Source organism: Streptomyces gilvosporeus, assembly GCF_002082195.1.
In the GTDB taxonomy this organism is placed as follows: domain Bacteria; phylum Actinomycetota; class Actinomycetes; order Streptomycetales; family Streptomycetaceae; genus Streptomyces; species Streptomyces gilvosporeus.
The window spans coordinates 352116-372144 of record NZ_CP020569.1; the positions used below are offsets into that span (position 1 = coordinate 352116).

Consider the following 20029-nt stretch of genomic DNA (forward strand, 5'->3'; position numbering starts at 1 on the left):
AGCACGGTGCACCACTGGGGGAACCGGCCCCGGGGGTGCGCCGGAGCCGCCGGGGAGCGGTGGCCACGATGGCGGGCCTGACCGCCGGGCACCGGCCCGCCATCGCCGTCGCCACCCTCTTCACGCTGGCCGGCTCGGCGATGGGACTGGCCCAGCCCCTCGTCGCCCGCGACATCGTGGACGCCGCCCGGCACGGCCGCGTCCTGGTCCCGCTATTGGTGCTCATGGGCCTGTTCGTGGCCGAGGCGGTCACCGCCGCGGCCGGCCGGTTCCTGCTGGAGCGCATGGGGGAAGGCGTCATCCGCACCCTGCGCCACGGGCTCGTCACCCGCCTGCTCCGCCTCGACATGCGCGAATACGGGCGGCACCGCACCGGCGACCTGATCTCCCGTGTCACCACCGACACCACCGTCGTCCGCGAGGCCGCCGCGCAGGCCCTCGTCGACCTGGTGTCCGGGGCCCTCGTCTCCCTCGGCGCGCTGTCGCTGATGGCCTGGCTCGACCCGCTCCTGCTTCTCCTGGTCGCCGCCACCGTCGGCGCCGCGGCCCTGGTCGTCACCACACTGCTCTCCGGGATACGGGCCGCCTCCGAACGCACGCAGGGTGCCGTCGGAGACATCGCCGCCGACCTCGAACGGGTACTGGGCGCACTGCCCATGGTGCGGGTCCACTGCGCCGAGGACCGCGAGGCCGCACGCATCGGAACCCGCATCGACAGCGCCTACGCCGCCGGGGTGCACACCGCCAAACTCGCCGCCGTCATGAGCTCGGCGGTCCAACTCGCCGTGCACGGCTCGTTCCTGCTGGTCCTGGTCATCGGCGGCATGCGCGTCGGCGGCGCCGACTCACTCGGCGAACTGGTCGCCTTTCTCCTTTACGCCTCCTACCTCGTCGTCCCGCTCTCCGCCGTCTTCCACGCCGTCGGCCTCATCCAGCGCGGCATGGGCGCCTACGAGCGCGTCGAGCGGGCGCTGGCGTTGCCTATCGAACCGGACGAGGTCGTTGGACCTGCCGACTGCGCCGGGCCCACCGGACGTGACGACTGCCCCGGGGCGACCGGACCTACCGGGTCCGCTGAACCCGCCGCGTCCGACGAGCCCGCCGAGCCCGCCGGACTCGTCGGACCTGCCGGACGCGGCGGAGCCGCCCACCACACCGATGCCCTCACCTTCCGCAACGTCCACTTCGCCTACCACCCCGACCGGCCCGTGCTGCGCGGTGTCTCCCTCTCCGTCCCCCGCCGCGGCCAGATCGCGCTCGTGGGCCGCTCGGGCGCCGGCAAAACCACGCTCTTCTCCCTCGCCGCCCGCTTCTACGAACCCCACACCGGCACCGTCCTCTTCGACGGACGGCCCGCCACCGAACTCACCCGCCACGCCTGCCGCTCACGCATCGCCCTGGTCGACCAGAACACCCATATCGTCCACGGCACCCTGTGGGACAACCTCACCTACGCGGACCCCGGCGCCGACCCGTCCGAAGTCCAACGCGTCATCCAACAGGCCAACCTCACCGACCTCGTCGACCGCCTCCCCGGCGGACTCTCCTGCACACTCGGCGAGCGCGGCAGCACGCTCTCCGGTGGCGAACGCCAGCGAGTGGCCCTCGCCCGCGCCCTCCTGACCCGGCCCGCACTGCTCCTGCTCGACGAACCCACCTCACACCTGGACGCCCTCAACGAGGCCGCCCTCACGCGCGTCATGCACGACACGGCCCGCCAGTGCGCCCTGCTGGTCATCGCCCACCGGCTCTCCACCGTCCAAAACGCCGACCGCATCTACCTCCTCGACGCCGGCCGCATCACCGCCACCGGAACCCACGAAGAACTGCTCCACCACAGCCCGGCCTATCGCGAACTGGCCGACGCACAGACACTGCGCGGCCCTGCCACCTGAGCCCGATCTCGGGGCCGGCGACTTACTGGACGGACGCACCGGCCACCGGCTCGCCCCCGTCGAAGGCAGCCAGGCTCCGCCCCAGATCCGTCGCCGCCCGCTGGTCGGCCAGGTCCTCGTCCGAGCGGTCCATGCCATAGGTGTCGGCGATCATGCGTGCCCAGGGGCCGAACTCTCCATCGATGACACTGCGAAGCGGGTACGGAGGATTCGTCATCGGGTCTGTGCACCCCTGACTCGCCCCGTGCACTACGCCGACCGGAGTTCCGACTGGTCCTTGACGCCGGTCAATTGCTCGCCGTCGACGACATACGTCACCACGCCGGACCACCGGTGGTCCGGACCACGGCGCCACTGGGTGAGAAGCCCCGGAACCCAGTTGCCCGCTACGAGCACCTGGCAGGGCTTCGCGTCGGCCGAGGGGCGGTAGAGGGGGAAGCAGGGTATGCAGGCCCCGCGCCCGTCCGTCAGCGCCACGGAGAGCGCAACCTGGAGCGGGTCGTGGGTGTCCCGGCCGAAACGGCGGGCCTTTCGTTGTCCGTCGCGCAACGCTCCACAGCCCGTGGTCCGGTGGAAAACCGATCCGCCCTTGGTGACGAACACCCGGGCAGTCAGCCCTCTGGGCACGGGAGCGCACTCGGTGCACTGGCCCACCACGAGGTCGTGCAAGCACCGTTCGTCAGGCATACGAGCATGATCACGACCGGACATCCTGCCCACAAGACGAGAACGCGCCGAACAGGGCGGGAACGCGCCGCGGCGTCGCCCCCGCCTACTCGCCCGGCTCGGCGATCAGCGCGGTGGCCACGGAACGGAAGCCGAGGCGGGCGTAGATCCGGGCGACGTCCTCGTCGCCCGCCGACAAGAAGAGGGTCTCGACGTCCTGGGAGCGCGCGTCGGCCACCAGGGCCGCCGTGACCGCGTGCCCAAGACCGCGGCGACGTGCGGCCGGTAGCGTTCCCACACCGACGATCTCGCTGACCGGCCCCACCGGCTGGTGCTGACCGGCGCACAGCGCCCAGCCATCCTCCGCCGCGGCGGCAACGCGCGTCAGGCCGGCCAGGATGCGTGCCGCAGTGCGTTCCACCGACCCGTCACCGGCGCGGCTTTGCACCGCCTCACCCAGTTCCGCCAGGCCGGCCGCTCCCACCTGGGTGTCGGGCTGGGCGAAGGCAAGGTGAGGTACGGCCAGCGCGCTCGGAAGCAGAGGATCGTCCGGCCCTACGGTGCGGACCGTCACGCCGTCGGCCCGCTCGGGCACGGCGGGGGTCGGTGCGTCCGGACCGAGCACCATCAAGGGGTGCTCGTGCACCGTGAGTCCGGCCTCCTCGGCCGCCTGCCGCAGCCCCGGTGCGGTCTCGGCGACCCATTCGAAGCTCTCCGGGGCGCCCAGTTCCCGCTGGCGGACGCGTACCCGTGTCACATCGGCGGCGCGCACCGTTCCGGACCGTCCCAGGGTCGGGCGCGCGTAGAGGGGCCAGCCCTGCCCCTCTCGGACGAACAGGGTCAGCGGCCCGAAGTCCTCGACCCGGGCGCCGGAGCGGGGAACGGTGTCGTAGTACTGCTCCAGTCGGTCCAGCAGTTGACGACGGTCACCTAGATCCACAGCTGTCACGTCGAGTGTCACGTCGAGCATCCAAGCAGCAACTCCGGTATTGCTGCCATCGCATTACGTCCGGCCGCTGTCGGTTCCCGAGCGGCGGCGCGACGATGGCGGGAGCGGCCTCTGTGGCCTCCCTCAGTGAAGGGTCCTCAGGAGACGGGATCAAGGGGCTTTCGAGTGCCTGGTGCCTGATGCCGGGTACCTGGCTGACCAGTGAAGACTTCGCTCCGGTTGAGGCGCCCCGAGGGGGATCTCCGGCCCTTGTCGACCGCTGTCTCAGCAGGGCCTTCCGCCTGAGCACTCTCAGCACCGGGGAGTTGTGCACGCCGCGCCGTTGTCGGACAGCGGCCGCTGGTCTGGCCCACCGGTGCGGAAGACCGGCCAGCAGACTTCGGTCCGCCACTGTGCGCTGTCCGGCGTCTGGCGCTGTCCGATCAGGTAGTACTCGCGGAGTGGGCCGTCGACGGCGAGTGCATGACGCGATACGTAGGCGGCCAGCGCGCCGTAGGTGCGGTCCACTTCGGAAGGGGGGCCGCAGTGCTCGATCACGGCGAGCTCCGCCGCCGGCACCTGGAGCGGCTCGACCCGGCCGAGCGGCCGGACAGGGCCGTCGCAGGGTACGTAAATGGTGGCCAGCCCCCGGTGCAGGGTGAACAGCTCGTCCGCGTACACGCCGCCGGCGGGGCCGGTCTCCCGTAGCCCCTGGCTGGCCACGGTCGCGAACAGTTCGCCGAGGGCGCCCTGGAACCAGGTCCCGGCTTCTTGGGCGTCGACCGTCGCGGTGATGGCCGCGGCCGGGACCGCACCAACGCTGCGCAGCTCGATCGCGGGAGCGTCCCCGGACGCGGGCGGCGTCAGCAGGTCGTGGAGTGCCGAGACCGCCCGCTGGGTGCGGCCGAGCTCTTCCTCCAGCCGCCGCAGGTGCGCGCTGATGTACCGGTTGCGGGTTGCCACGTCCGAGGCGGTCAGGATGGTCCTGATCTCCTCCAGGGGCATCCCGAGGTCCCGGAAGCGACGCACCACCTGGGCTGTGGGGATCTGCTCGGCCGAGTAGCGCCGGTACCCGGTGTGCGGATCGACGTCGGCGGGTTCCAGCAGACCGATCTCGTGGTAGTGGCGCAGGGTCTTGACGGTCATGTGGGTGGCGCGGGAGAAGTCGCCGATCGGCAGGTAGCTCGTCACGCTCCGATTGTGCGGCCTCCCCCAGGGGGAGAGTTCGGCGGTGCCGTCGCCCTTGACCCTCCCGCTGCGGTCGCCCGGAGCCTGGTGCCCACGGCCGGATCCCCGCCGTGTACCCACCGAGCAAGGGAGTTGACCGATCATGCCGCAGACCACTGCTCTGGACATCGACCGGATCGTGCAGCGTTATGTAGCCGTCTGGAGCGAACCGGACGCCGCCGCGCGGAAACGCGCCGTCGCCGACCTGTGGGCCCCAGACGGTGCCGAATTCATCGAGGGCGCGCAGTTCCGCGGCCACGACGAGTTGGTGGGCCGGGTTACGGAAGCGTACGGGCTGTTCGTCGCCTCCGGGGAGTACCACGTCACGGCCGACAACCATGTCACCGTGCACGACGACGTCGTCATGCTCACCATCCAGTTGACGTACGCCAAGGGCCCACAGGTCGACGAAGTGGCCTGGGCCGCCCGGGTCTTCCTCGTGCTGGACGACGACGGCCGGATCGTGCAGGACTACCACCTGACTGTCCAGCCGCTGCCCGCTGCGTAGGGCTGGGAGCGGCACTCGTGCCGGATCAGCCTCGGACCGTCTGGTGCCGTGTCGCGCCGGATGGCCCGAAGCCCGGGGAGTTCGCCACTTCATGCAACATATTTGGGAACATCCGCTTGCTGCTGGGATGTTCACCACTGCGGGTTCCGACTCAACAACTGTGGGTCACGCACACTGAGTCACGCTCTAGGTGAAGCCACCGTTGCTTTTGAGCAGTTGACCGTTGATCCACTGGCCTTGCGGTGAGCACCGGAAGTCCACGAGGTGTGCGGTGCCCTGTGGGGTTCCGAGACGGCCGAGCGGCGTCTGACTGATGCAGTTCTCCTGCGTCTGCTGAGACAAGCAGCCCGTATCGATCGGTCCGGGATTGATCATGTTGGCGGTGACGCCAAGGTGGCAGAGTTCCTGGGCCGCAGCCAAGGTGATGCGGCCCAGGGCGCCCTTGCTCGCACCGTACGGAAGGTTACCGACAGTGTGGTCACTGGTCAGGCTGACAATCCGGCCCGTTCCGCTGGTGTCGCGAAAGCGCAGGCCGTACTCGCGGATCAACAGTCAAGTGGCACGTGCATTGATGGCAAAGTGCCGATCAAAGCTCTCGACGGTGGCGTCGAGCAGGCCGGAGTCGATGGACTCGCAGTGGCACATCACTCGGGCCTGTCCGGCGGATCACGGGGCCCGGAACGCTCGCCGGTAGGCGCCCGGGGTCGTGCCTATCTCGGAGCGGAATCGGCGGCGCAGGTTGACCGCGGAGGCGAGGCCGACGCGGGCTGCGATCGCCTCGACCGGCAATTCCGTCTGCTCCAGCAGGGTGCGGGCTGCGGCCACCCGACGGGAGAGCAACCATGCACCCGGGCTCGTGTCGAGCTGGTCGGCGAAGCGCCGGGCCAGGGTGCGGGGCGAGACACCGAGGTACGCGGCCAGGTCGTTTACCGACAGCGGTGTGTCGAGGCGCTCGTCGGCCCATTCGAGCAGGCCGTTGAGCGCATCCCCGGGTGGTGGAGGCGGCGCGTACTGTGCCTGGCCGCCCTCGCGATGCGGCGGTAGCACCATGTGCCGCGTGAGTAGGGCGGCGTATGCGGCCCCGTGGTCGTGCCGGACCAGATGTAGGCATAGGTCGAACCCCGCGCCAGCGCCGGCGCTGGTGGCGACGTCACCGTGATCCACGTAGAGCCTGTCCGGCTCTACGCGCACCTGGGGGAACTCACGCCGCAGTTGCTCGGCGCGCGCCCAGTGCGTGGTGGCCGAGCGGCCGTCCAACAGTCCGGTGCGGGCCAGCGCGAACACCCCGGAGCAGATCGTGACCAGGCGCGCCCCGCGCGCGTGCGCCCGCAGCAGTGCCCGGCGCACGAGGTCGGAGAGCGGTTCCTCCACCGGCAGCCAGCCCGGGATGATCACGGTGTCCGCGGTCTCGAGCGCCGACAGGCCCTGCGACACGAACATCGCGTACCCGCCTGTGGTCGGTACTGGGCCGGGCATCTCTGTACAGGTGTCGAATTCGTAGTGCTGCGGCACTCCTTGCCGCTTCGTGCCGAAGACCTCGACGGCGCAGCCGAGCTCGAACGTCGACTGCACCGGCCGTACCAGGGCTACCACGCGATGCATGGCAGGAAAGTACCCCATGATGTCATCGCAGTCTCTGTCCCGCCGCGGCCCGCGCACGGCACTGTTGCAGGCATGCACCCTGAGATCCTCGCGCAGGAGGGTTACACCTCCGTCTCTGTCGACGAAGCCCCGGTCCGTGAGCTGTTTCCCGGGATCCGGCTGCGTCCCCTGTGGCGGGGACCGGCCGGCGCGCACGCCAACGTGCTGGAGATGGAGGCGGGTACCTCCTGGCCACGCCGCGACGTCCACGAGCCCGGCCCAGAAGAGGTCTACGTGGTTGCCGGCACCTTCAGCGACGGAGCACGCGACTACCCTGCCGGCACGTTCCTGCACGCCCCGGCCGGGTCGTGGCACGTGCCCTCGACCACCACCGGCTGCACGCTGTTCCTCTTCTACCCAGAGGGCTAGTGTCCTGCGGATCACGCCTGGGATGCGGCGCGCTCACGTGGGTGGGCGACTGTCACCCGAGCTATGCCGAGGCGGACTTGCAAGCCCTCGGGGATGAATCTCAGGTTCTGTTGGCTGTCACTCAAGCCGGGGTGATCACAGCTGCCCCGCTCCTCTTGTGCAGTTTTGAAGGAGTGTCAGAAATCCGAAACACAGCCTGCCGCCGAGCGCGTGCGCGTCTCCGCGGAACCCGACTGGTACGGGGCGCACAGAGGCGAAGAAGCCCCTTCCGGCAGTGCCCGCTGCTCGCTGGCGAGCACCTCCAGAAGGGGCCACACTGTCCGACTTCTCGCAGGGCCTACGACCTGAAGTCGCCAGAGCCGTTCTGCTCTTCCGCGAGACTACGTGCCCGTCGGTACCTCAGGTCGGCCTGCCGGTACCACAGTCGGGCCACCAAAGCGACGACGACGGCTCCGGCGAGCCCTGCCACGGTCGAAACCCAACCCGACAAGGACACTTCGATGACCGTGCCCACGCAGATGGCCACAGCGACCGCACCTGAGAAGAACAGTCGACCGTTCGGCGGGCGCGGTTCCTTCTCCTTCATCGCAACACCACCTTGAAGCATCCCCACACCCTAACTTCCCGTGAATGGGTCAGCACTTGTGGGCGCCCTGGACGACGCCGGCAACAGCCCCGCCGAATCCGCCCACAGCGGCACCGGGGGCACAGCCGGTCTCAAGGTCTGCGACACAGCCGGCGACACCGCCAAGCTCAGCCGTGTCCAGGCTCTTCTTGCCGACACACTTGGCCCAGTCCCAGAACCCATAGGCCGTCACAGTGGGGGCTACGACCCCCTCGAGGGTGGCGTTCGGGGTGTCGACGTGCTGATGGAGGGTGTTGCCCTTGACCGTCCAAGTCACCTTGTGAAGGTGACCTTCCATGTCCTTGATGGGCTTCGGCGACATGGTGAGAAGCTTCTCGCCCTTGCCGTCCTCGATGGACACGCCGCCGTCCTTGTCGGCGGCGAGGTGGTGGTCTCCCTTCAGCTGGGAGAACGTCCACGCGGTATCGCGAGCGAAGGTGGTCGTCTTGCCGGAATCGGCGAGAACCTTGTCCAGCGTCTGCCCTGAGGGCGCCGCAGCGGAGGCACTCGGAGCCGCAGCGATGAATGCGGCACCTGCCGCCAACGCCGTTGCTATGCCTGCTCGCTGACGTGCCTTCATATGCATAAAGTCATGGCCTTCCTACTCAAGTCCGCCGGAAGAGGACACATGGGCCTCTGTCCGATGTGTGCGCATCAAGATCAACATTTATGCCCAGTCTCATGCAAAGTACATTTACTGACTTGACGAAGCATTTACCAAGGGTTTACGCGTCGCGCACAGGACCTCGACAAGCCACACGACCACGACAACAGCCCCCAACGCAGGAGGCAGCGACAAGCCAGCCTGCACATCCCACACCACCCCACGAGCAGGACCACCGCGCAGCCAAGACACCAACGGCACACAAAAGCGAGGAGCCCCGCCAGGAAAGGAAGGCAACTCGGTGCAGAGTTTGGTCAGTGCGGGAGAGCCCCGTCGAGGTACTCCTGCACCGGCGCGAAAAGCCCGTAGGGCACGTACTCGGGGACGTCGTCGTGCGCGACCCAGGCGACCTCGGCAAGCTCTTCCTCGTCGGCTACGTGCGCCTCGCCCGAGACCACGCTGCACACCGTGTACGACATCAGTCGACCGGTCTTCGGGTGCACCCGCTCGCCGAGAAGCTTCAACGCCTCCACCGTCAGACCGGTCTCCTCCATGGTCTCCCGTACCGCGGCTTGCTCGGCGGTCTCGCCGTCCTCGACCTTGCCCGCCGGGAACTGCCAGCGCAGATCGCCTTCTTCGGCCGTACGACGCACCAGCAGCACGCGGCCATCCCGCACGACCATGGCCGCCGCCACTGCCTTCTCATCCATGCCCTACTTCCTTCACCTCAGGAACCGCACCAGCCAGGCCGACTGGGGCATACTCCTGCCGGAGGAATACGGCGCCCAGACCTTGACGGGGGCGTCGATGCCGAGGAGTCGTGCATGCCGGTCGAGGGCCTGGAAGATGACCTCGGCGGTGCGTGCCTCTCCGGCGGTGGCCTTGGGCATGAGGCCGTCGAGCAGGGCCTCAAGGGTGGCAAGTTGCTTGCCGATCTCCATGTCGCGTTCGGCGGCGGCCTAGGCGTACTTGCGCATGCCGCGCTTCCATGCGTCGTAGGTCGTCTTGATGTCCATGCCGAGTTCGGTGGCGATCTCGCGGACCGGCATGTGGCGGCAGGTGTGCATCAGGAGCACCTGATGTTCGCGCAGTGTCGCGATGTCAGCGTTGATCTTTATCGCCATGTCCGCTCGCCTCCCTGGTGGGGGGGTACGGATTTTCGCCTTTGCCGGATCTTGAGGGGTGCGATACCGAGGACGGCCGCCCCCCCAGCGGAGCGCGGCGCCGAGCATCAACAGGCGTCGTAGCGCCAGTGCCCACCCTCGCGGGTCCACGGCTGGCCGTGCTGGTCGTACCGCGGCAGACCGACACCGTACGAGACGCGGGCCATACCACCCGAGATCTTGTCGATGGTGAATCGCTTGACGGTCCGGTCGCCGTCCATCTGGTTCGCGCGGTCGAGGAGCGCGGCAAGCGCTGGCTTGGTGATCTGCTCTTTGCACCGGGTGGAAACCATGCCGTAGGCGGTTGTCACGTCCGGCTTGAAGTAGGCGGCGGTGTAGGCGCGGACGGCCTTTTCGAGGTCTGCGCGGGACGGGTCCAGAGTGGCCGAGGGCGCGCTGCTGGTGGCCGTCGTGGGTGGTACGGAGCGGGCTGGTCTCTCGCTGTCAACGGCGCTGCTGCACCCCGTGAGCGCGGCGAGCAGTAGGGCGGCGAGTGCCGCCGCCGTGCGTGTACGCATAGTCCCCCTTGGACGTGTGCTTTGGGCGCATGGTGGCACAGCGGCAGCCGGCGCGTGGGGTTATGGAACGCCCCGCCATCCGGGCACTCCAGCGCCGCTCGAAGGCGGTCCCGTCGATCTGATGGCCGCCTTGGAGCAGAGCGTTGAGGCGACGCGGGCGTACCGCCGGGCCGGTCACACCGGCAACCGGGAGTCCCGGCGGGACAGCACAGGAAACGGCCCGGCGAACCGCCCCCCAGCTGACCACCACCAAGCGCGTCGGCACCGCGGGGTTGGGACCGGTTTGCTCAATCGACTCACCCAAATGGGTATGTTCCATGTTTGCTGTGGCTGTGACCTGGCACGATGTCCGTGATCTCGGGCCGGATGGCTCGTCCTGCAACGCCAGAAACCTGAGGGTGGTCAGATGCTGGACACTGCGGTTGTCACGTATAAGTGCCAGGTGGAACTCGGTGGCGTTCGAGTGGAGACGCTCAAGAGCGTCTCCACCATCACCGTGGACCAGGAGTACATCGACGTGGTGTCGATGACCCCGTCGGGAAAGATCGAGTGGGACTACGTGCACGGGCTTCCGGGCTGGAAGAACGTGACGCTGACGCGCTCTGCGGACAAGAGCGAGAAGTTCACCCGATGGATCCAGGACGCCAGGGATCCGGCCGCGACTGACGTGGAGCGGGACCTGGTCCTGGTGTTCGTCAACGCGAAGAACGAGGCCATCAAGAAGATGTCCTTCGCCCGGGTGCACCCCGTCAGCTGGAGTGGTCCGGGTGTCACCGCCGGTGAGTCTGGCGTGGGAGAAGAGACGCTCGAACTGCGCTACCTGGACGTCGACACCAAGTTCCTCTGAACTTGAAGCCGGACATGCCTCGAAGCGTGCGTGAACACCGAACACGCCGGGCGTTTGGGCCGGGCACCCGCACTGGCGAACCGCCCCACCCATCCGTTCACTCGGCTGAGAGGTTCGCGCATCAGCCGCGGTGCCGCAGCACAGCATCGGGGCGACACACCGGACACGGCACCGCGACGTCCGGTGCGCCGAATGCTGCGAGCGCCAGCGAGAGCGGCCAACGCCCCCTGCACGCGGTGCGAACCGGGAGTCGCACCGGGAGAATCTGGGTCATGCTGCGCATCGAGATCGGCTTGCCCGTGAAGAGCCGCCCAGGACATAGGTGAGCTCGCGAGAGCTGCTGCCCTCACCCGCACCAACCGCGGCGAGCACTGACTCTTCCCCGGCCGACCCGCCATGCAGACCGGCCTCCTCTCCCCCAACACGGCCGTTCGCCGGTCAGGGTTCGCCAAGACCTCCCGGGACGACTACCTCGCTGCCCGAGCCCACGGCATGCGAAGGCATCCGGGCAAGAAGGTCCAGGACGGAGTCGCCCGTCTCCTTTCAAGAAGAAACACGCAGGACAACTGCCACTGACTCCGAGACCATCGACCAATGACCACAGAACCGCATCTGCTGTCCCTCCGCATCGTCGTGCCACCGCTGGGAAGCCGACACGGCACCGTGGAATGCCGACCGATCATCAACGGACGAGACATCCTGGCCGACGTGTTCGATGAGGGGCCGGCAGACGACCCTCGGTATCTGTTGGGGCCGGATGCGCCGCTTCACGCGACAGACACCCCCCGCGAGGTTCGGCTTGCCGAGGCCGAGTGCACGGAGGGGTGCTGCGGCGCTGTCTACGTGACCATCAGGCGCGAAGGGCAACACGTGATTTGGAGCGGCTGGCGCAACCCGGATGAGGACGATGTCGAACTCCCAGAGCTTCGATTCGACGTCAATCAGTATGACCTGGAGGTCCGCCGGGCCTCGACGGACCACAGCTGGGAGTGGTCGGCCCGCACAGTCGCCAGGCTTCTGGAGGAAAGGCTCCTGGAGCGTGTCGACTGGCTGACGACCTGGGAATGCGAACTGGGAGCCGTCTCCGCTTGGCACTGGGAACCTGACCAGATCAGCGTCTTCCTGTTCCATCCCGGCCGTTCCGCGATCAGGGAAGACCGTCCCTGGGTTCAGTTCAGAATGACCCTTCCGATCTCCGGAGACGACCCAGGTGACCAAGCAAAGCGCCTGGAAGCGCGTCTCACAGCCGGAGACCCCCGCGAGGTCGCCGAGGTTTGCGGCGGTTCGAAGGAGTTTGCTGATCAGCTCGGCTACCCCTGGCCAGGTTCCCGGCGACGCGCATGAAGCGCGGTTGAGGCGAGGAATACGACACGCCAGGAATAAATGATCTCCGCCAGTACAGCGCGAGCCGCCGGCCGACACCTGTGCCTCTGCCTGCTGTACGGGGCGCCGCACCTCAGCTGACGCCGACAGCCTCCCCGGGCGGCAGCCACGAAAAGACCAGTCGGGCAGTTGGCCGCGGTCGAGTGATTCGGCTGTGACGATACGAACCTCGGCAGCGCTCATGAAGGCTTGTGGCTGGGTAGCGTCCGGAACGGAACTGAGTACGAGGGCTCATGTGCGGGGACCGGCGCTGGGGTTGAGTGGCGTATATGTCTGGCCACATGCCGTTCGGCGGGATGCCGGCGACCGCCCCCGCCGACTCGTAGCACACGCGGCAAACGGCCATGTAGCCGGCCTGGTGCGCGGCACCGCCGAGCAGTTGCTGGACGACGAACGGGCGGTACCGCCAGGCCCGCCAGCGGTGTCCGAGGGGACGCAGGCGGCGCCGGATGTGGTCGTCTTCGCGTACAGTGCGGTGGCGAGGGAGTCCAAGTCTGGTGTCACAACCGCACTTTGGGCTCCCTCGTCGCTTGCGCGTAGCCGATCCCTTGGAATCGATCATCTAGAGCTGTCCCGGCCCAGCAATGAAGACAGGTGAGATGGCAACTTATGACAGCCACGTCCGCGACTTCCGCCAGCCAATTCGCCAACCCCATCAACGACCGCTACTTCGAGGACTACGTCCCTGGCTCGGTCCATGCCTTCGGCAGCATCACTGTCACCGAGGAGGAGATCCTCGAATTCAGTCGGCGCTTCGACACACAGAGCTTCCATACCGACCCTGTGTCCGCCGAGCGAGGACCGTTCAAGGGTTTGATTGCCAGCGGGTGGCACACCACGGCGTTGATGATGCGGCTCTACGCGGATCACTACCTCAGCAAGGTGGCGAGCTTGGCGTCCCCTGGTATCGACGAGCTGCGGTGGCTCCAGCCGGTCAGGCCGGGAGACGCTCTGTCGATCCGCGCCACGGTGACGCAGGCGCGCGTCTCCCGGTCCAAGCCGGATCGGGGGCTGGTGCACACGCTGGTCGAAGTACTCAACCAGCGGCGCGAGGTCGTGATGACCCTGACGATCATGAACATGCTGCGCCGTCGGCAGGAGTAGGCACACTACTCGGTGGTCACGTACGGCCCCTTGGAATCAATCATCTTGTGCCGGTGCCAGACCAGCGTGTAGCGCCAAAACAGCCGTCGGTGCAACCGTGCACCGGGTAGCTTCTGGTGGGCGGCGCGAACGATGTCTGCAAAGGTCATAGTCGCCGGGCGGGTCGGGGCGGTCATGGAGACTGGTCGCGGCGCCTTGCGGCCCTTGTTCTTGATCCAGGCCATGGCGACGTTGGCCGGAATGGCCACGGCATCGATCAGGTAATCGCTCCGAGACTGCGGGCGATAGACGCCGACGACGGCCAGGGTTCCGCCGGGCGCCAAGTGCTGACGGAAGCAGGTGAGGGCGTCGCTGAACGGCATGTGGTGGATGGTGGCGACACATGTGATGAGGTCGTAGGGGCCAGGAGGCACCTCCTTCAATGCGTCTCCGACAGCGAAGGTCACCGGGGCGGCGGGGTCTGTGAGATCCCGCGCGCGATCGGCGATCGTGGAATCGACGTCGATACCGTGCACTGCTCCGACCCGTGAGGCCAGGAGTCTGGCGAGGTCACCGCTACCTGATCCGACGTCCAGAGCCTTGGTGGAACGTCTGGGGAGCTGGCGCAGGATCCACCGGTGGTAGTGGGCGTTGTGGTCCCAGGGGTGGGTGGCATGGAAGTGCTCAAGTGCTCGCATGATGCGGGGCAGCAATGTCGTCATGGCGTGAGTCCATCAGCCCCTCGGTCGCCCGCGGAACCACACCATCGCGCGGTCTTGATCTGGCAGTCGAACGAGGGCCTCATTCAGGCGCACGTCGCCGAGTATGGGATGAGCCATGCCGACCCGACGGCTCAGCGTGCGGTGTGCCCTGAACGGAGCTCGTCAGTGTCGACCGTCGTGAGCGCCACGCTCAGCGGCACGCCAGTGCCAGCCGCGGCGGCCAACCGCTCGCGCACCTCACGCGGTGTTCGAGGCCGCCAGCCGGGCCCATCACAGCAGCCAGAGTGGAACGTGACACCTGCGTTCAGGAGGGCAGTCAGCGTCCGCCACCCAGCAGTGTCCCTCCGCTTCGGCACAGCGAGGTCTTGGCCCGCGTCGATCAACTCTCCACCGCAGCGCGGGCATCGGCTGGCCCACGTGCCGCGCCTCTTGAACGAAGAACGACAGGGCAAGCACACGTAATGCCGGTTCGGAGTCCCCCCACGAAAGCACATGGCACCAGTATGGCAAAGCCACTTTACCCATCCCAGCGATTTGGGAGCGACGTGGTTGTTGTCGATCCGATCTCAAGGAGTGTCGGTCAGGCGGGTGACTGCGGCGGCTGCCGTGCATGAGAGCAGGGCCTGTTGGTAGCGCTAAGGATTTCTCCTCCAACGAGCTGTCCAGGAGGCCCTGTTGCCGCATTTTTACGCCAGCGACGAGTGGGAGTCCAGTTCCCCCTGGCGTGTGACTGTCTGGCTCACCGGTTCGGGAACGCGAGTGACCACGAAGTGCATGAGTGCCGTTATCCCACCGACATGTCGGACAGCGCGTGGGCGCTGATCCGGCCGCTGTTGCCGGTGCCGGCCTGGCTGCGGGGATATGGCGGGCAGCCGGAATGGTATTGCTATCGCGCGATGCTGGACGCTCTCCAGGGGCCCGGACCGAGGTGGTGGGTCACTTCCAGTGCCGCGCGGAGTTCGAGTTCGTCGGTGCCTGTGGTCCGGCCGAGTCGTATCCCTTGAGGTCGATAGCGATGCAGCGGTAAGTGCTGCCCAGAGCTTCCAGAGCGTGGTGCCACTGCCGCCACGAGTCGGGGACGCCGTGCAGGAAGACCACCGCCTCGCCGTCGGCGGGGCCGCATTCAACCAGGTGCCAGCGCACCTGCCGGCTTTCGCGGACCCGCGCCGGCGGCTCGGCGTACGTGTGGGAGCGGGAATGGGTGGTGCGCATGGGTTGCCTTCCAAGGGTGCGAGGTGGGCTGTTTCCGGGACCCTGGCACGCTGGCTTCGATTGAGGCATTGAGGCATTGAGGCATTGAGGATGGTGGCGTGCCTGGTCGCGGGGCGGACATGCCGCGGCGTGTCGGGTCAGGGTGCGGCCGACCCACGGGGCGTAGTGACTGGCCAGCACGTGGTGCCTGACCTGATCTCCGCTGCGCTCCCATCGGCCGGCGTACGCCACCGCGGCGCCGGCGAGCACGGGAACCTCTGCCTGAGTTTTCCGGCCGGGAGCATCCCTGAAGTGGCTATGACCTGGGGCGGAGCATAGCGAACATGTCCGGGACGTGGTTGCAGACCTGCTGCAACTCACTCGATTAGGGATGTAACTGGCGACCTCGTCACGGGGGCCGGAAGGCACAACTGTGGAGCACGCGATCGACTGGTGCATGAACGCCTGCCGCAACGCACGCGACTGTGAACGGCTGCTCCCGCACTCCGAAACCCGCCTGAACTGGGCACTCATGACCAGGATGACCCGCCGCCTGCCCCGCAAGAACCCGCGCACCAGTCAGTGGACGAAGTAGTCGACACCGACCTCCTGAACCGGATCGGATCGGTTCGCCGTATCGGCCCCATGCTAGCCAGCTAGGATGCTAGCATCCATCCTGTGGGTGATGAGGAAGTCAAGCAGTTCAACGTGTACCTGCCGATCGGACTGATCAAGCAGGTCAAGTACCGCGCCATCGACTCGGGTATGTCGTTGTCAGCACTCGTCGCTGACGCGCTGCGCGCCTACCTCGACGACGCCCAAGGGGACCATCAGCAATCGCCTGAGAAGGAGACTTGACATGACGACTGAAGGTATCGAGGCTGTGTTCCTGACGACGCACAACTGGGGCAAGGCGGCGAAGTTCTTCCAGGCGCTGGGCTACGAGCTGGAGTTCGCGACGGACCACAACTCCGGCCAGCTCCGCAACGGCGACGGTCCCTACGTGTTCATCGCCGAGGTTCCCCAGGACCAAGAGCCCCAGACGCGGATCGTACTGAAGACGCCGGACGCAGACGCGTTCCGTCCCGATCCTGTCGTCGAGGTGGTCACGCCGTTCGAGGACACCCATTACGGGACCAAGGAAATGACCGTCCGCGACCCCGACGGGCGCCTGTGGAGCCTCCAGGCTCCCGCCAAGAACTGACTGCGACGAAGGGGAACACCATGGCGCACGAGCAGATCGAGGCACCGGACAATACCGCGGTGCGGACCGCCCTCTGGCGGGCGATGCACCTTCAGATCGACCCGCCCCCGCACATGGTCGAGGACGAGATCGGCCTGCAGTTGGCGGCCCCTGGCGATGAATGGCGCGCCCGCCCGGACATGGATCCTCAGGCCACCAGCGGGTTCCGGGCAGCCATCATTGCCCGCGCTCGTTTCATCGAGGACCTGATCGCCGAGCAGGCCGACCGGGGCGTGACCCAGTACGTCATCCTGGGAGCCGGTCTGGACACCTTCGCCCAGCGCAAGCCGGAGCTCGCCTCCCGCCTTCAGATCTTCGAGGTCGACCAGCCCGGCACCCAAGCCTTCAAGCGCCACCGCCTGGTCGAACTCGGCTACGGCATCCCCGACTGGCTGCACCTGGTGCCGGTCGACTTCGAGGCCGGCGCGTCCTGGCCTGAGCAACTGTCCACCGCCGGCTTCGATCCCGGCCGGCCAGCGGTCATCGTCTCCACCGGCGTCACCATGTACCTCACCAAAGACACCACCGCTGCCACCTTGCGCCGGATTGCCGGGCTTGCACCCGGCTCAACGCTCGCCATGACCTTCCTGCTGCCGACCGAACTGGTCGACGCCGCCGACCGCCCCGGCCTCCGGGCGAGTGAGGAAGGCGCACGAGCATCAGGGACGCCGTTCATCAGCTTCTACACCCCGAAGGAAATGCTGGCAATGGCCCGCGAAGCCGGCTTCATAGGCTCCCGACACGTGTCGGGAGCCGTGCTCGCCGAGCGCTACTTCGCCGATCGCACCGACGACCTTCGCCCGTCAAGCGGAGAAGATCTACTGCTGGCCACCACCTGACTTCCCCTCAACGCCGCTTGTTCCAGGAAGCTTCGAGCCTTGCGTTCCAAAAACACCTTAGGAGCAAATTTCGGGCAAGCGGGGCATGCCCCCCCCCCAGATCAGAGTGTCTCCCTGGGAGACAGTTGTCCGTCGTCGAGTAGTTGGGCTTCAAGGTCGGCGATGCGTTTGTCGGCGAAGCGGACGTTGTCGCGAGCCGCGGCCAGCCTGTCGGTCACTCGCCGGTTCTCCTGCTCCAGTTCGCGGACACGCTTCTTGAGCGTGGCGTTCTCCGTGGTGATCCGGACGATGTCGCCCTCGGTCCATTCCGTCTGTAGGTCGCGGATCTGGCCGAGAAGTTCGGCGATCTGTGTGCGCTGGTTCCGGACCTCGGCCTGGGTCGCCTTGAGCGCGTCCTCGGTGTTCAGGGCCCGTTCCCTCCAGGACGCTTCGCGCTCTGCGAGTTCGTCGTGCCGGTCCTGGATCCGGCGGCCGGCTGCCCGGCGGGTTGCTTCCTCCAGCAGCGTCCGGGCCTGCGGGTGTTCGTAGAGGAAGGTGCGGGAGACGTCCGCGTGCCGGGCGACGGCCGAGACCGCGATCGGGGTCTTCATCTTCTCCAGGTGGGCGACCGCGTCCTTGATCCGTTGGAGGCTGGCCTCGGTCCGCTGCTGGCGGGCCTGGAGTGCTTGTGCTGTGCGCGGGGCGGGAAGGGCCTGGGTCATTGGGAGTCCTCCGGTTGCCGGTTCAGGTCGTCGTCTTGTTCGCCTGCGGCGGCGAGGTCGGAAGCGCGGAACGCGATGCTCCAGAGCCGCTGGAAGTAGTCCTGGGGGCGCCGCAGGTCCATGGCGAGGGCCTGGTCGAGCAGTCCGAGGGCTGCGAGTGCCTTCTCCAGGCCGTCGATGGCCTGGGACGTCGGCTCGAAGACCTGGTGCAGGTAGTCGGCGGTGGCGTCGTCCGGGGTCCGCTCCGCGAGCGATCGCCATTGCTCGCGTTTCCGGTGCCAGTAGAGGAGGTCAGCGCCGGACATGACGAACTTGTCGCGCCCTTCGCAGTTCAGCTGCCAGGGGCAGGCGTCGCCGCGGACGACCGGCTGGAAGGTGCAGAGCCCGCCCTCTGCGGGGGTGCTGCGGCGGGACAGATCCACAGCCATCGCGCGGGCGGCCTCGCGGCTCATGCCCTGACTGGAGGAGCCAGGGTGCGCGGATCCCGGGCCGGCGACCCAGACGTGATGCAGGACGTCCTCGATCTCGGAGGACGCGACTCGTGCGTAGTGCTCGGCCATGCGGCCGGAGACCTGGCCGAGGTACTGCTTGATGTGGTGCAGACCCGCGCCGTGCCGGAGCAGTTTGGTGGCCAGCGTGTGACGGGCCTGGTGGGCAACACACCGCCCAAGGTCAAGGTCGTTGATCCACTGCTGGAACCGATCGCGGAACAGGGTGTACGAAATCGAGTCCCGCCCGTGAGGGTTGCGGTCGCGTGTGCGGTCCTCGAAGCGTGCGAGGGTCGTCAGCTGCCGCTCCTTGATGCGCAGGTAGAGCCGTTCGGGGATCCGGATCGCTTCGCCGTAGTTGCCGACTTTCGTCTGGTCGTGCCATAGGAGGGGCAGTCCGCCGTGGCGGCTGACGCATTCGAGCCGCAGGTTCAGCACCTCGGTGCAGCGCCGGCCGGTGAACACGAGGGCTTCCCAGGCATCCCGGATGCCGCAGTCGCTGGGATCGTGCCGGTCAGCCAGCTGCTGCAGGTTTCCCTCGTCGGACAGGGCTTGGGCGACCTCGTCGGGGAACGGGTTGCGTCGGCCTTCGACTGGCTTCTTCCCGTAGGGCAACGCGGTGATGAACGTCCGTGGCAGGCCGATCCGCTCGGCCTCACCGCTGTCCAGCGCGTTCCTCAAGATCGCACGGGCGTGGTTGAAGGTGAACCGGCGGGTGTTGCCCGTGACGATGGACGGCTTGCCGTTCACAGCCCGGATGGCGAGGGACGGCAGGCCCTCCCGGACACGTTTGTTGTGGTCGGCGACATAGCGGCGCATGTGCTCCTCGGTGAGGAGCGCCGGGTCGTGTCCGCCGCCCGGCGCCACCGCTTCGAGGAAGGCGCTGAGTTCGGTGCAGGCTCGCCTGTCGTGGAAGAGCAGGCCCCCTCTCCGTGCTGGGCCCTGGGGCGATCGGAGCCGGTCGGCGAGGTGATCCCAGAGAAGATCACGTAGCCACCGCTGTGACACCGGCGTGAGATCGAAGTCGCTGCGGGAGCGGTGGAAGCGAACCCCGAAGTGCTCGGTCTCGATGTATCCGGCCTCCTTGGTCTCTTCTGGGGTGAAGTAGACGATCCGCAGTTCGGTGGAGATCTCGCGCAGGACGCCGACGAGCCGGGTGGGGACGTGCTCGCCGGTCGGCGCGAGCTCCAACAGCGATGCGACGCGGTGGTTCTGGAGGAAGCGGACGACGGCGCGGAGTTCGCTTACGTGCCAGTCGTAGCGGGATGCCTGCTGTGTGTGGGCGAACAACCCCCACTGGAACTCGGCCCTGGTCAGGGGCAACAGGCCCCGGAGGTCGAGCGTGCCCGCCGCAGGGTCAGGCCGCCGGACCTCGACTGGCCTGGCAT

At 67.6% G+C, this 20029-nt stretch carries 25 protein-coding genes and 1 pseudogene; 10 read left to right on the forward strand and 16 right to left on the reverse strand.

Annotation, left to right across the window (positions count from 1 at the left end; all coding sequences use genetic code 11):
* The first annotated feature begins 68 nt into the window (after positions 1 to 68).
* Positions 69 to 1895: an ABC transporter ATP-binding protein gene (locus B1H19_RS01795; protein WP_083109370.1), complete on the forward strand. Its 1827-nt coding sequence runs from the start codon at positions 69 to 71 to the stop codon at positions 1893 to 1895.
* A 22-nt stretch (positions 1896 to 1917) separates the two neighbouring features.
* Here the strand turns inward: B1H19_RS01795 and B1H19_RS39150 are convergent, their stop codons facing one another.
* The 4 genes from B1H19_RS39150 to B1H19_RS01810 all read right to left on the reverse strand — a co-directional run bounded on the left by B1H19_RS39150 (position 1918) and on the right by B1H19_RS01810 (position 4680).
* Positions 1918 to 2112 carry a hypothetical protein gene (locus tag B1H19_RS39150; protein WP_203237068.1) on the reverse strand — a complete coding sequence of 65 codons (195 nt, stop codon included), beginning with the start codon at positions 2110 to 2112 and terminating at the stop codon, positions 1918 to 1920.
* A 32-nt stretch (positions 2113 to 2144) separates the two neighbouring features.
* The gene (locus B1H19_RS01800) at positions 2145 to 2582 is read right to left on the reverse strand and encodes a hypothetical protein (RefSeq protein ID WP_083102511.1); all 438 of its coding nucleotides are present in this window, start codon (positions 2580 to 2582) and stop codon (positions 2145 to 2147) included.
* A gap of 85 nt (positions 2583 to 2667) precedes the next feature.
* The gene (locus B1H19_RS01805; RefSeq protein WP_237289032.1) at positions 2668 to 3522 is read right to left on the reverse strand and encodes a GNAT family N-acetyltransferase; all 855 of its coding nucleotides are present in this window, start codon (positions 3520 to 3522) and stop codon (positions 2668 to 2670) included.
* 279 nt (positions 3523 to 3801) lie between these two features.
* Positions 3802 to 4680, reverse strand: a complete 879-nt coding sequence (locus B1H19_RS01810; RefSeq protein WP_083102513.1) for a MerR family transcriptional regulator — start codon at positions 4678 to 4680, stop codon at positions 3802 to 3804.
* A 139-nt stretch (positions 4681 to 4819) separates the two neighbouring features.
* Here B1H19_RS01810 and B1H19_RS01815 point away from each other — a divergent pair, with 139 nt between their 5' ends.
* Positions 4820 to 5224, forward strand: coding sequence for a nuclear transport factor 2 family protein (locus tag B1H19_RS01815; protein WP_083102514.1), 405 nt, complete (start codon positions 4820 to 4822; stop codon positions 5222 to 5224).
* A gap of 186 nt (positions 5225 to 5410) precedes the next feature.
* Here B1H19_RS01815 and B1H19_RS01820 read toward each other — a convergent pair.
* Positions 5411 to 5878: pseudogene (locus B1H19_RS01820) on the reverse strand (SDR family oxidoreductase); the annotation flags it as partial.
* A gap of 12 nt (positions 5879 to 5890) precedes the next feature.
* Positions 5891 to 6826, reverse strand: a complete 936-nt coding sequence (locus B1H19_RS01825) for a GlxA family transcriptional regulator (RefSeq protein ID WP_083102515.1) — start codon at positions 6824 to 6826, stop codon at positions 5891 to 5893.
* Between the two features lie 72 nt (positions 6827 to 6898).
* Between B1H19_RS01825 and B1H19_RS01830 the strand changes: the two genes are divergently transcribed.
* Positions 6899 to 7234 carry a cupin domain-containing protein gene (locus B1H19_RS01830; RefSeq protein ID WP_083102516.1) on the forward strand — a complete coding sequence of 112 codons (336 nt, stop codon included), beginning with the start codon at positions 6899 to 6901 and terminating at the stop codon, positions 7232 to 7234.
* A gap of 337 nt (positions 7235 to 7571) precedes the next feature.
* Here B1H19_RS01830 and B1H19_RS01835 read toward each other — a convergent pair whose 3' ends face one another.
* The 6 genes from B1H19_RS01835 to B1H19_RS01855 form a co-directional block, all read right to left on the reverse strand.
* Positions 7572 to 7820, reverse strand: coding sequence for a hypothetical protein (locus B1H19_RS01835; protein ID WP_159027927.1), 249 nt, complete (start codon positions 7818 to 7820; stop codon positions 7572 to 7574).
* A gap of 49 nt (positions 7821 to 7869) precedes the next feature.
* Positions 7870 to 8439, reverse strand: a complete 570-nt coding sequence (locus B1H19_RS01840; protein ID WP_159027928.1) for a hypothetical protein — start codon at positions 8437 to 8439, stop codon at positions 7870 to 7872.
* 338 nt (positions 8440 to 8777) lie between these two features.
* Positions 8778 to 9173, reverse strand: coding sequence for an NUDIX hydrolase (locus B1H19_RS01845; protein ID WP_083102519.1), 396 nt, complete (start codon positions 9171 to 9173; stop codon positions 8778 to 8780).
* Between the two features lie 12 nt (positions 9174 to 9185).
* Positions 9186 to 9404 (reverse strand): hypothetical protein, encoded by a 219-nt coding sequence (locus B1H19_RS01850; protein WP_083102520.1) that lies wholly within the window; start codon positions 9402 to 9404, stop codon positions 9186 to 9188.
* A gap of 18 nt (positions 9405 to 9422) precedes the next feature.
* Positions 9423 to 9587: a sigma-70 RNA polymerase sigma factor region 4 domain-containing protein gene (locus B1H19_RS38465; RefSeq protein WP_159027929.1), complete on the reverse strand. Its 165-nt coding sequence runs from the start codon at positions 9585 to 9587 to the stop codon at positions 9423 to 9425.
* A 107-nt stretch (positions 9588 to 9694) separates the two neighbouring features.
* Positions 9695 to 10144 (reverse strand): hypothetical protein, encoded by a 450-nt coding sequence (locus B1H19_RS01855; RefSeq protein ID WP_083102521.1) that lies wholly within the window; start codon positions 10142 to 10144, stop codon positions 9695 to 9697.
* Between the two features lie 406 nt (positions 10145 to 10550).
* On the opposite strand from B1H19_RS01855, the gene B1H19_RS01860 reads away from it, so the two are divergent.
* The 3 genes from B1H19_RS01860 to B1H19_RS01870 all read left to right on the forward strand — a co-directional run bounded on the left by B1H19_RS01860 (position 10551) and on the right by B1H19_RS01870 (position 13478).
* Positions 10551 to 10991, forward strand: a complete 441-nt coding sequence (locus B1H19_RS01860) for a phage tail protein (protein WP_083102522.1) — start codon at positions 10551 to 10553, stop codon at positions 10989 to 10991.
* Between the two features lie 594 nt (positions 10992 to 11585).
* Complete coding sequence (locus tag B1H19_RS01865) at positions 11586 to 12335, forward strand: hypothetical protein (RefSeq protein ID WP_083102523.1); 750 nt, start codon at positions 11586 to 11588, stop codon at positions 12333 to 12335.
* Between the two features lie 648 nt (positions 12336 to 12983).
* Positions 12984 to 13478, forward strand: a complete 495-nt coding sequence (locus B1H19_RS01870) for a MaoC family dehydratase (protein ID WP_083102524.1) — start codon at positions 12984 to 12986, stop codon at positions 13476 to 13478.
* A 5-nt stretch (positions 13479 to 13483) separates the two neighbouring features.
* Here B1H19_RS01870 and B1H19_RS01875 read toward each other — a convergent pair whose 3' ends face one another.
* Together B1H19_RS01875 and B1H19_RS39510 are read right to left on the reverse strand one after the other, a co-directional pair.
* Positions 13484 to 14179, reverse strand: a complete 696-nt coding sequence (locus B1H19_RS01875; protein ID WP_083102525.1) for a class I SAM-dependent methyltransferase — start codon at positions 14177 to 14179, stop codon at positions 13484 to 13486.
* A gap of 936 nt (positions 14180 to 15115) precedes the next feature.
* Positions 15116 to 15391: an alpha/beta fold hydrolase gene (locus tag B1H19_RS39510; RefSeq protein ID WP_237289033.1), complete on the reverse strand. Its 276-nt coding sequence runs from the start codon at positions 15389 to 15391 to the stop codon at positions 15116 to 15118.
* Positions 15392 to 15803: 412 nt separating this feature from the next.
* Between B1H19_RS39510 and B1H19_RS38475 the strand changes: the two genes are divergently transcribed.
* The 4 genes from B1H19_RS38475 (at position 15804) to B1H19_RS01905 (ending at position 17452) form a co-directional block, all read left to right on the forward strand.
* Positions 15804 to 15965, forward strand: coding sequence for a hypothetical protein (locus tag B1H19_RS38475; protein WP_159027931.1), 162 nt, complete (start codon positions 15804 to 15806; stop codon positions 15963 to 15965).
* An 83-nt stretch (positions 15966 to 16048) separates the two neighbouring features.
* Positions 16049 to 16228 carry a ribbon-helix-helix domain-containing protein gene (locus tag B1H19_RS01895; RefSeq protein ID WP_083102527.1) on the forward strand — a complete coding sequence of 60 codons (180 nt, stop codon included), beginning with the start codon at positions 16049 to 16051 and terminating at the stop codon, positions 16226 to 16228.
* A 1-nt stretch (position 16229) separates the two neighbouring features.
* On the forward strand, positions 16230 to 16574 hold the full coding sequence (locus B1H19_RS01900) for a VOC family protein (RefSeq protein ID WP_083102528.1): 345 nt from the start codon (positions 16230 to 16232) through the stop codon (positions 16572 to 16574).
* A 20-nt stretch (positions 16575 to 16594) separates the two neighbouring features.
* Complete coding sequence (locus tag B1H19_RS01905; RefSeq protein ID WP_083102529.1) at positions 16595 to 17452, forward strand: class I SAM-dependent methyltransferase; 858 nt, start codon at positions 16595 to 16597, stop codon at positions 17450 to 17452.
* A 101-nt stretch (positions 17453 to 17553) separates the two neighbouring features.
* Here B1H19_RS01905 and B1H19_RS01910 read toward each other — a convergent pair whose 3' ends face one another.
* Positions 17554 to 18153 (reverse strand): DUF6262 family protein, encoded by a 600-nt coding sequence (locus tag B1H19_RS01910; protein ID WP_083102530.1) that lies wholly within the window; start codon positions 18151 to 18153, stop codon positions 17554 to 17556.
* The gene (locus B1H19_RS37710) at positions 18150 to 19964 is read right to left on the reverse strand and encodes a site-specific integrase (RefSeq protein WP_237289034.1); all 1815 of its coding nucleotides are present in this window, start codon (positions 19962 to 19964) and stop codon (positions 18150 to 18152) included. Before B1H19_RS37710 ends, B1H19_RS01910 begins: the two co-directional genes overlap by 4 nt.
* Positions 19965 to 20029 lie beyond the last annotated feature (65 nt).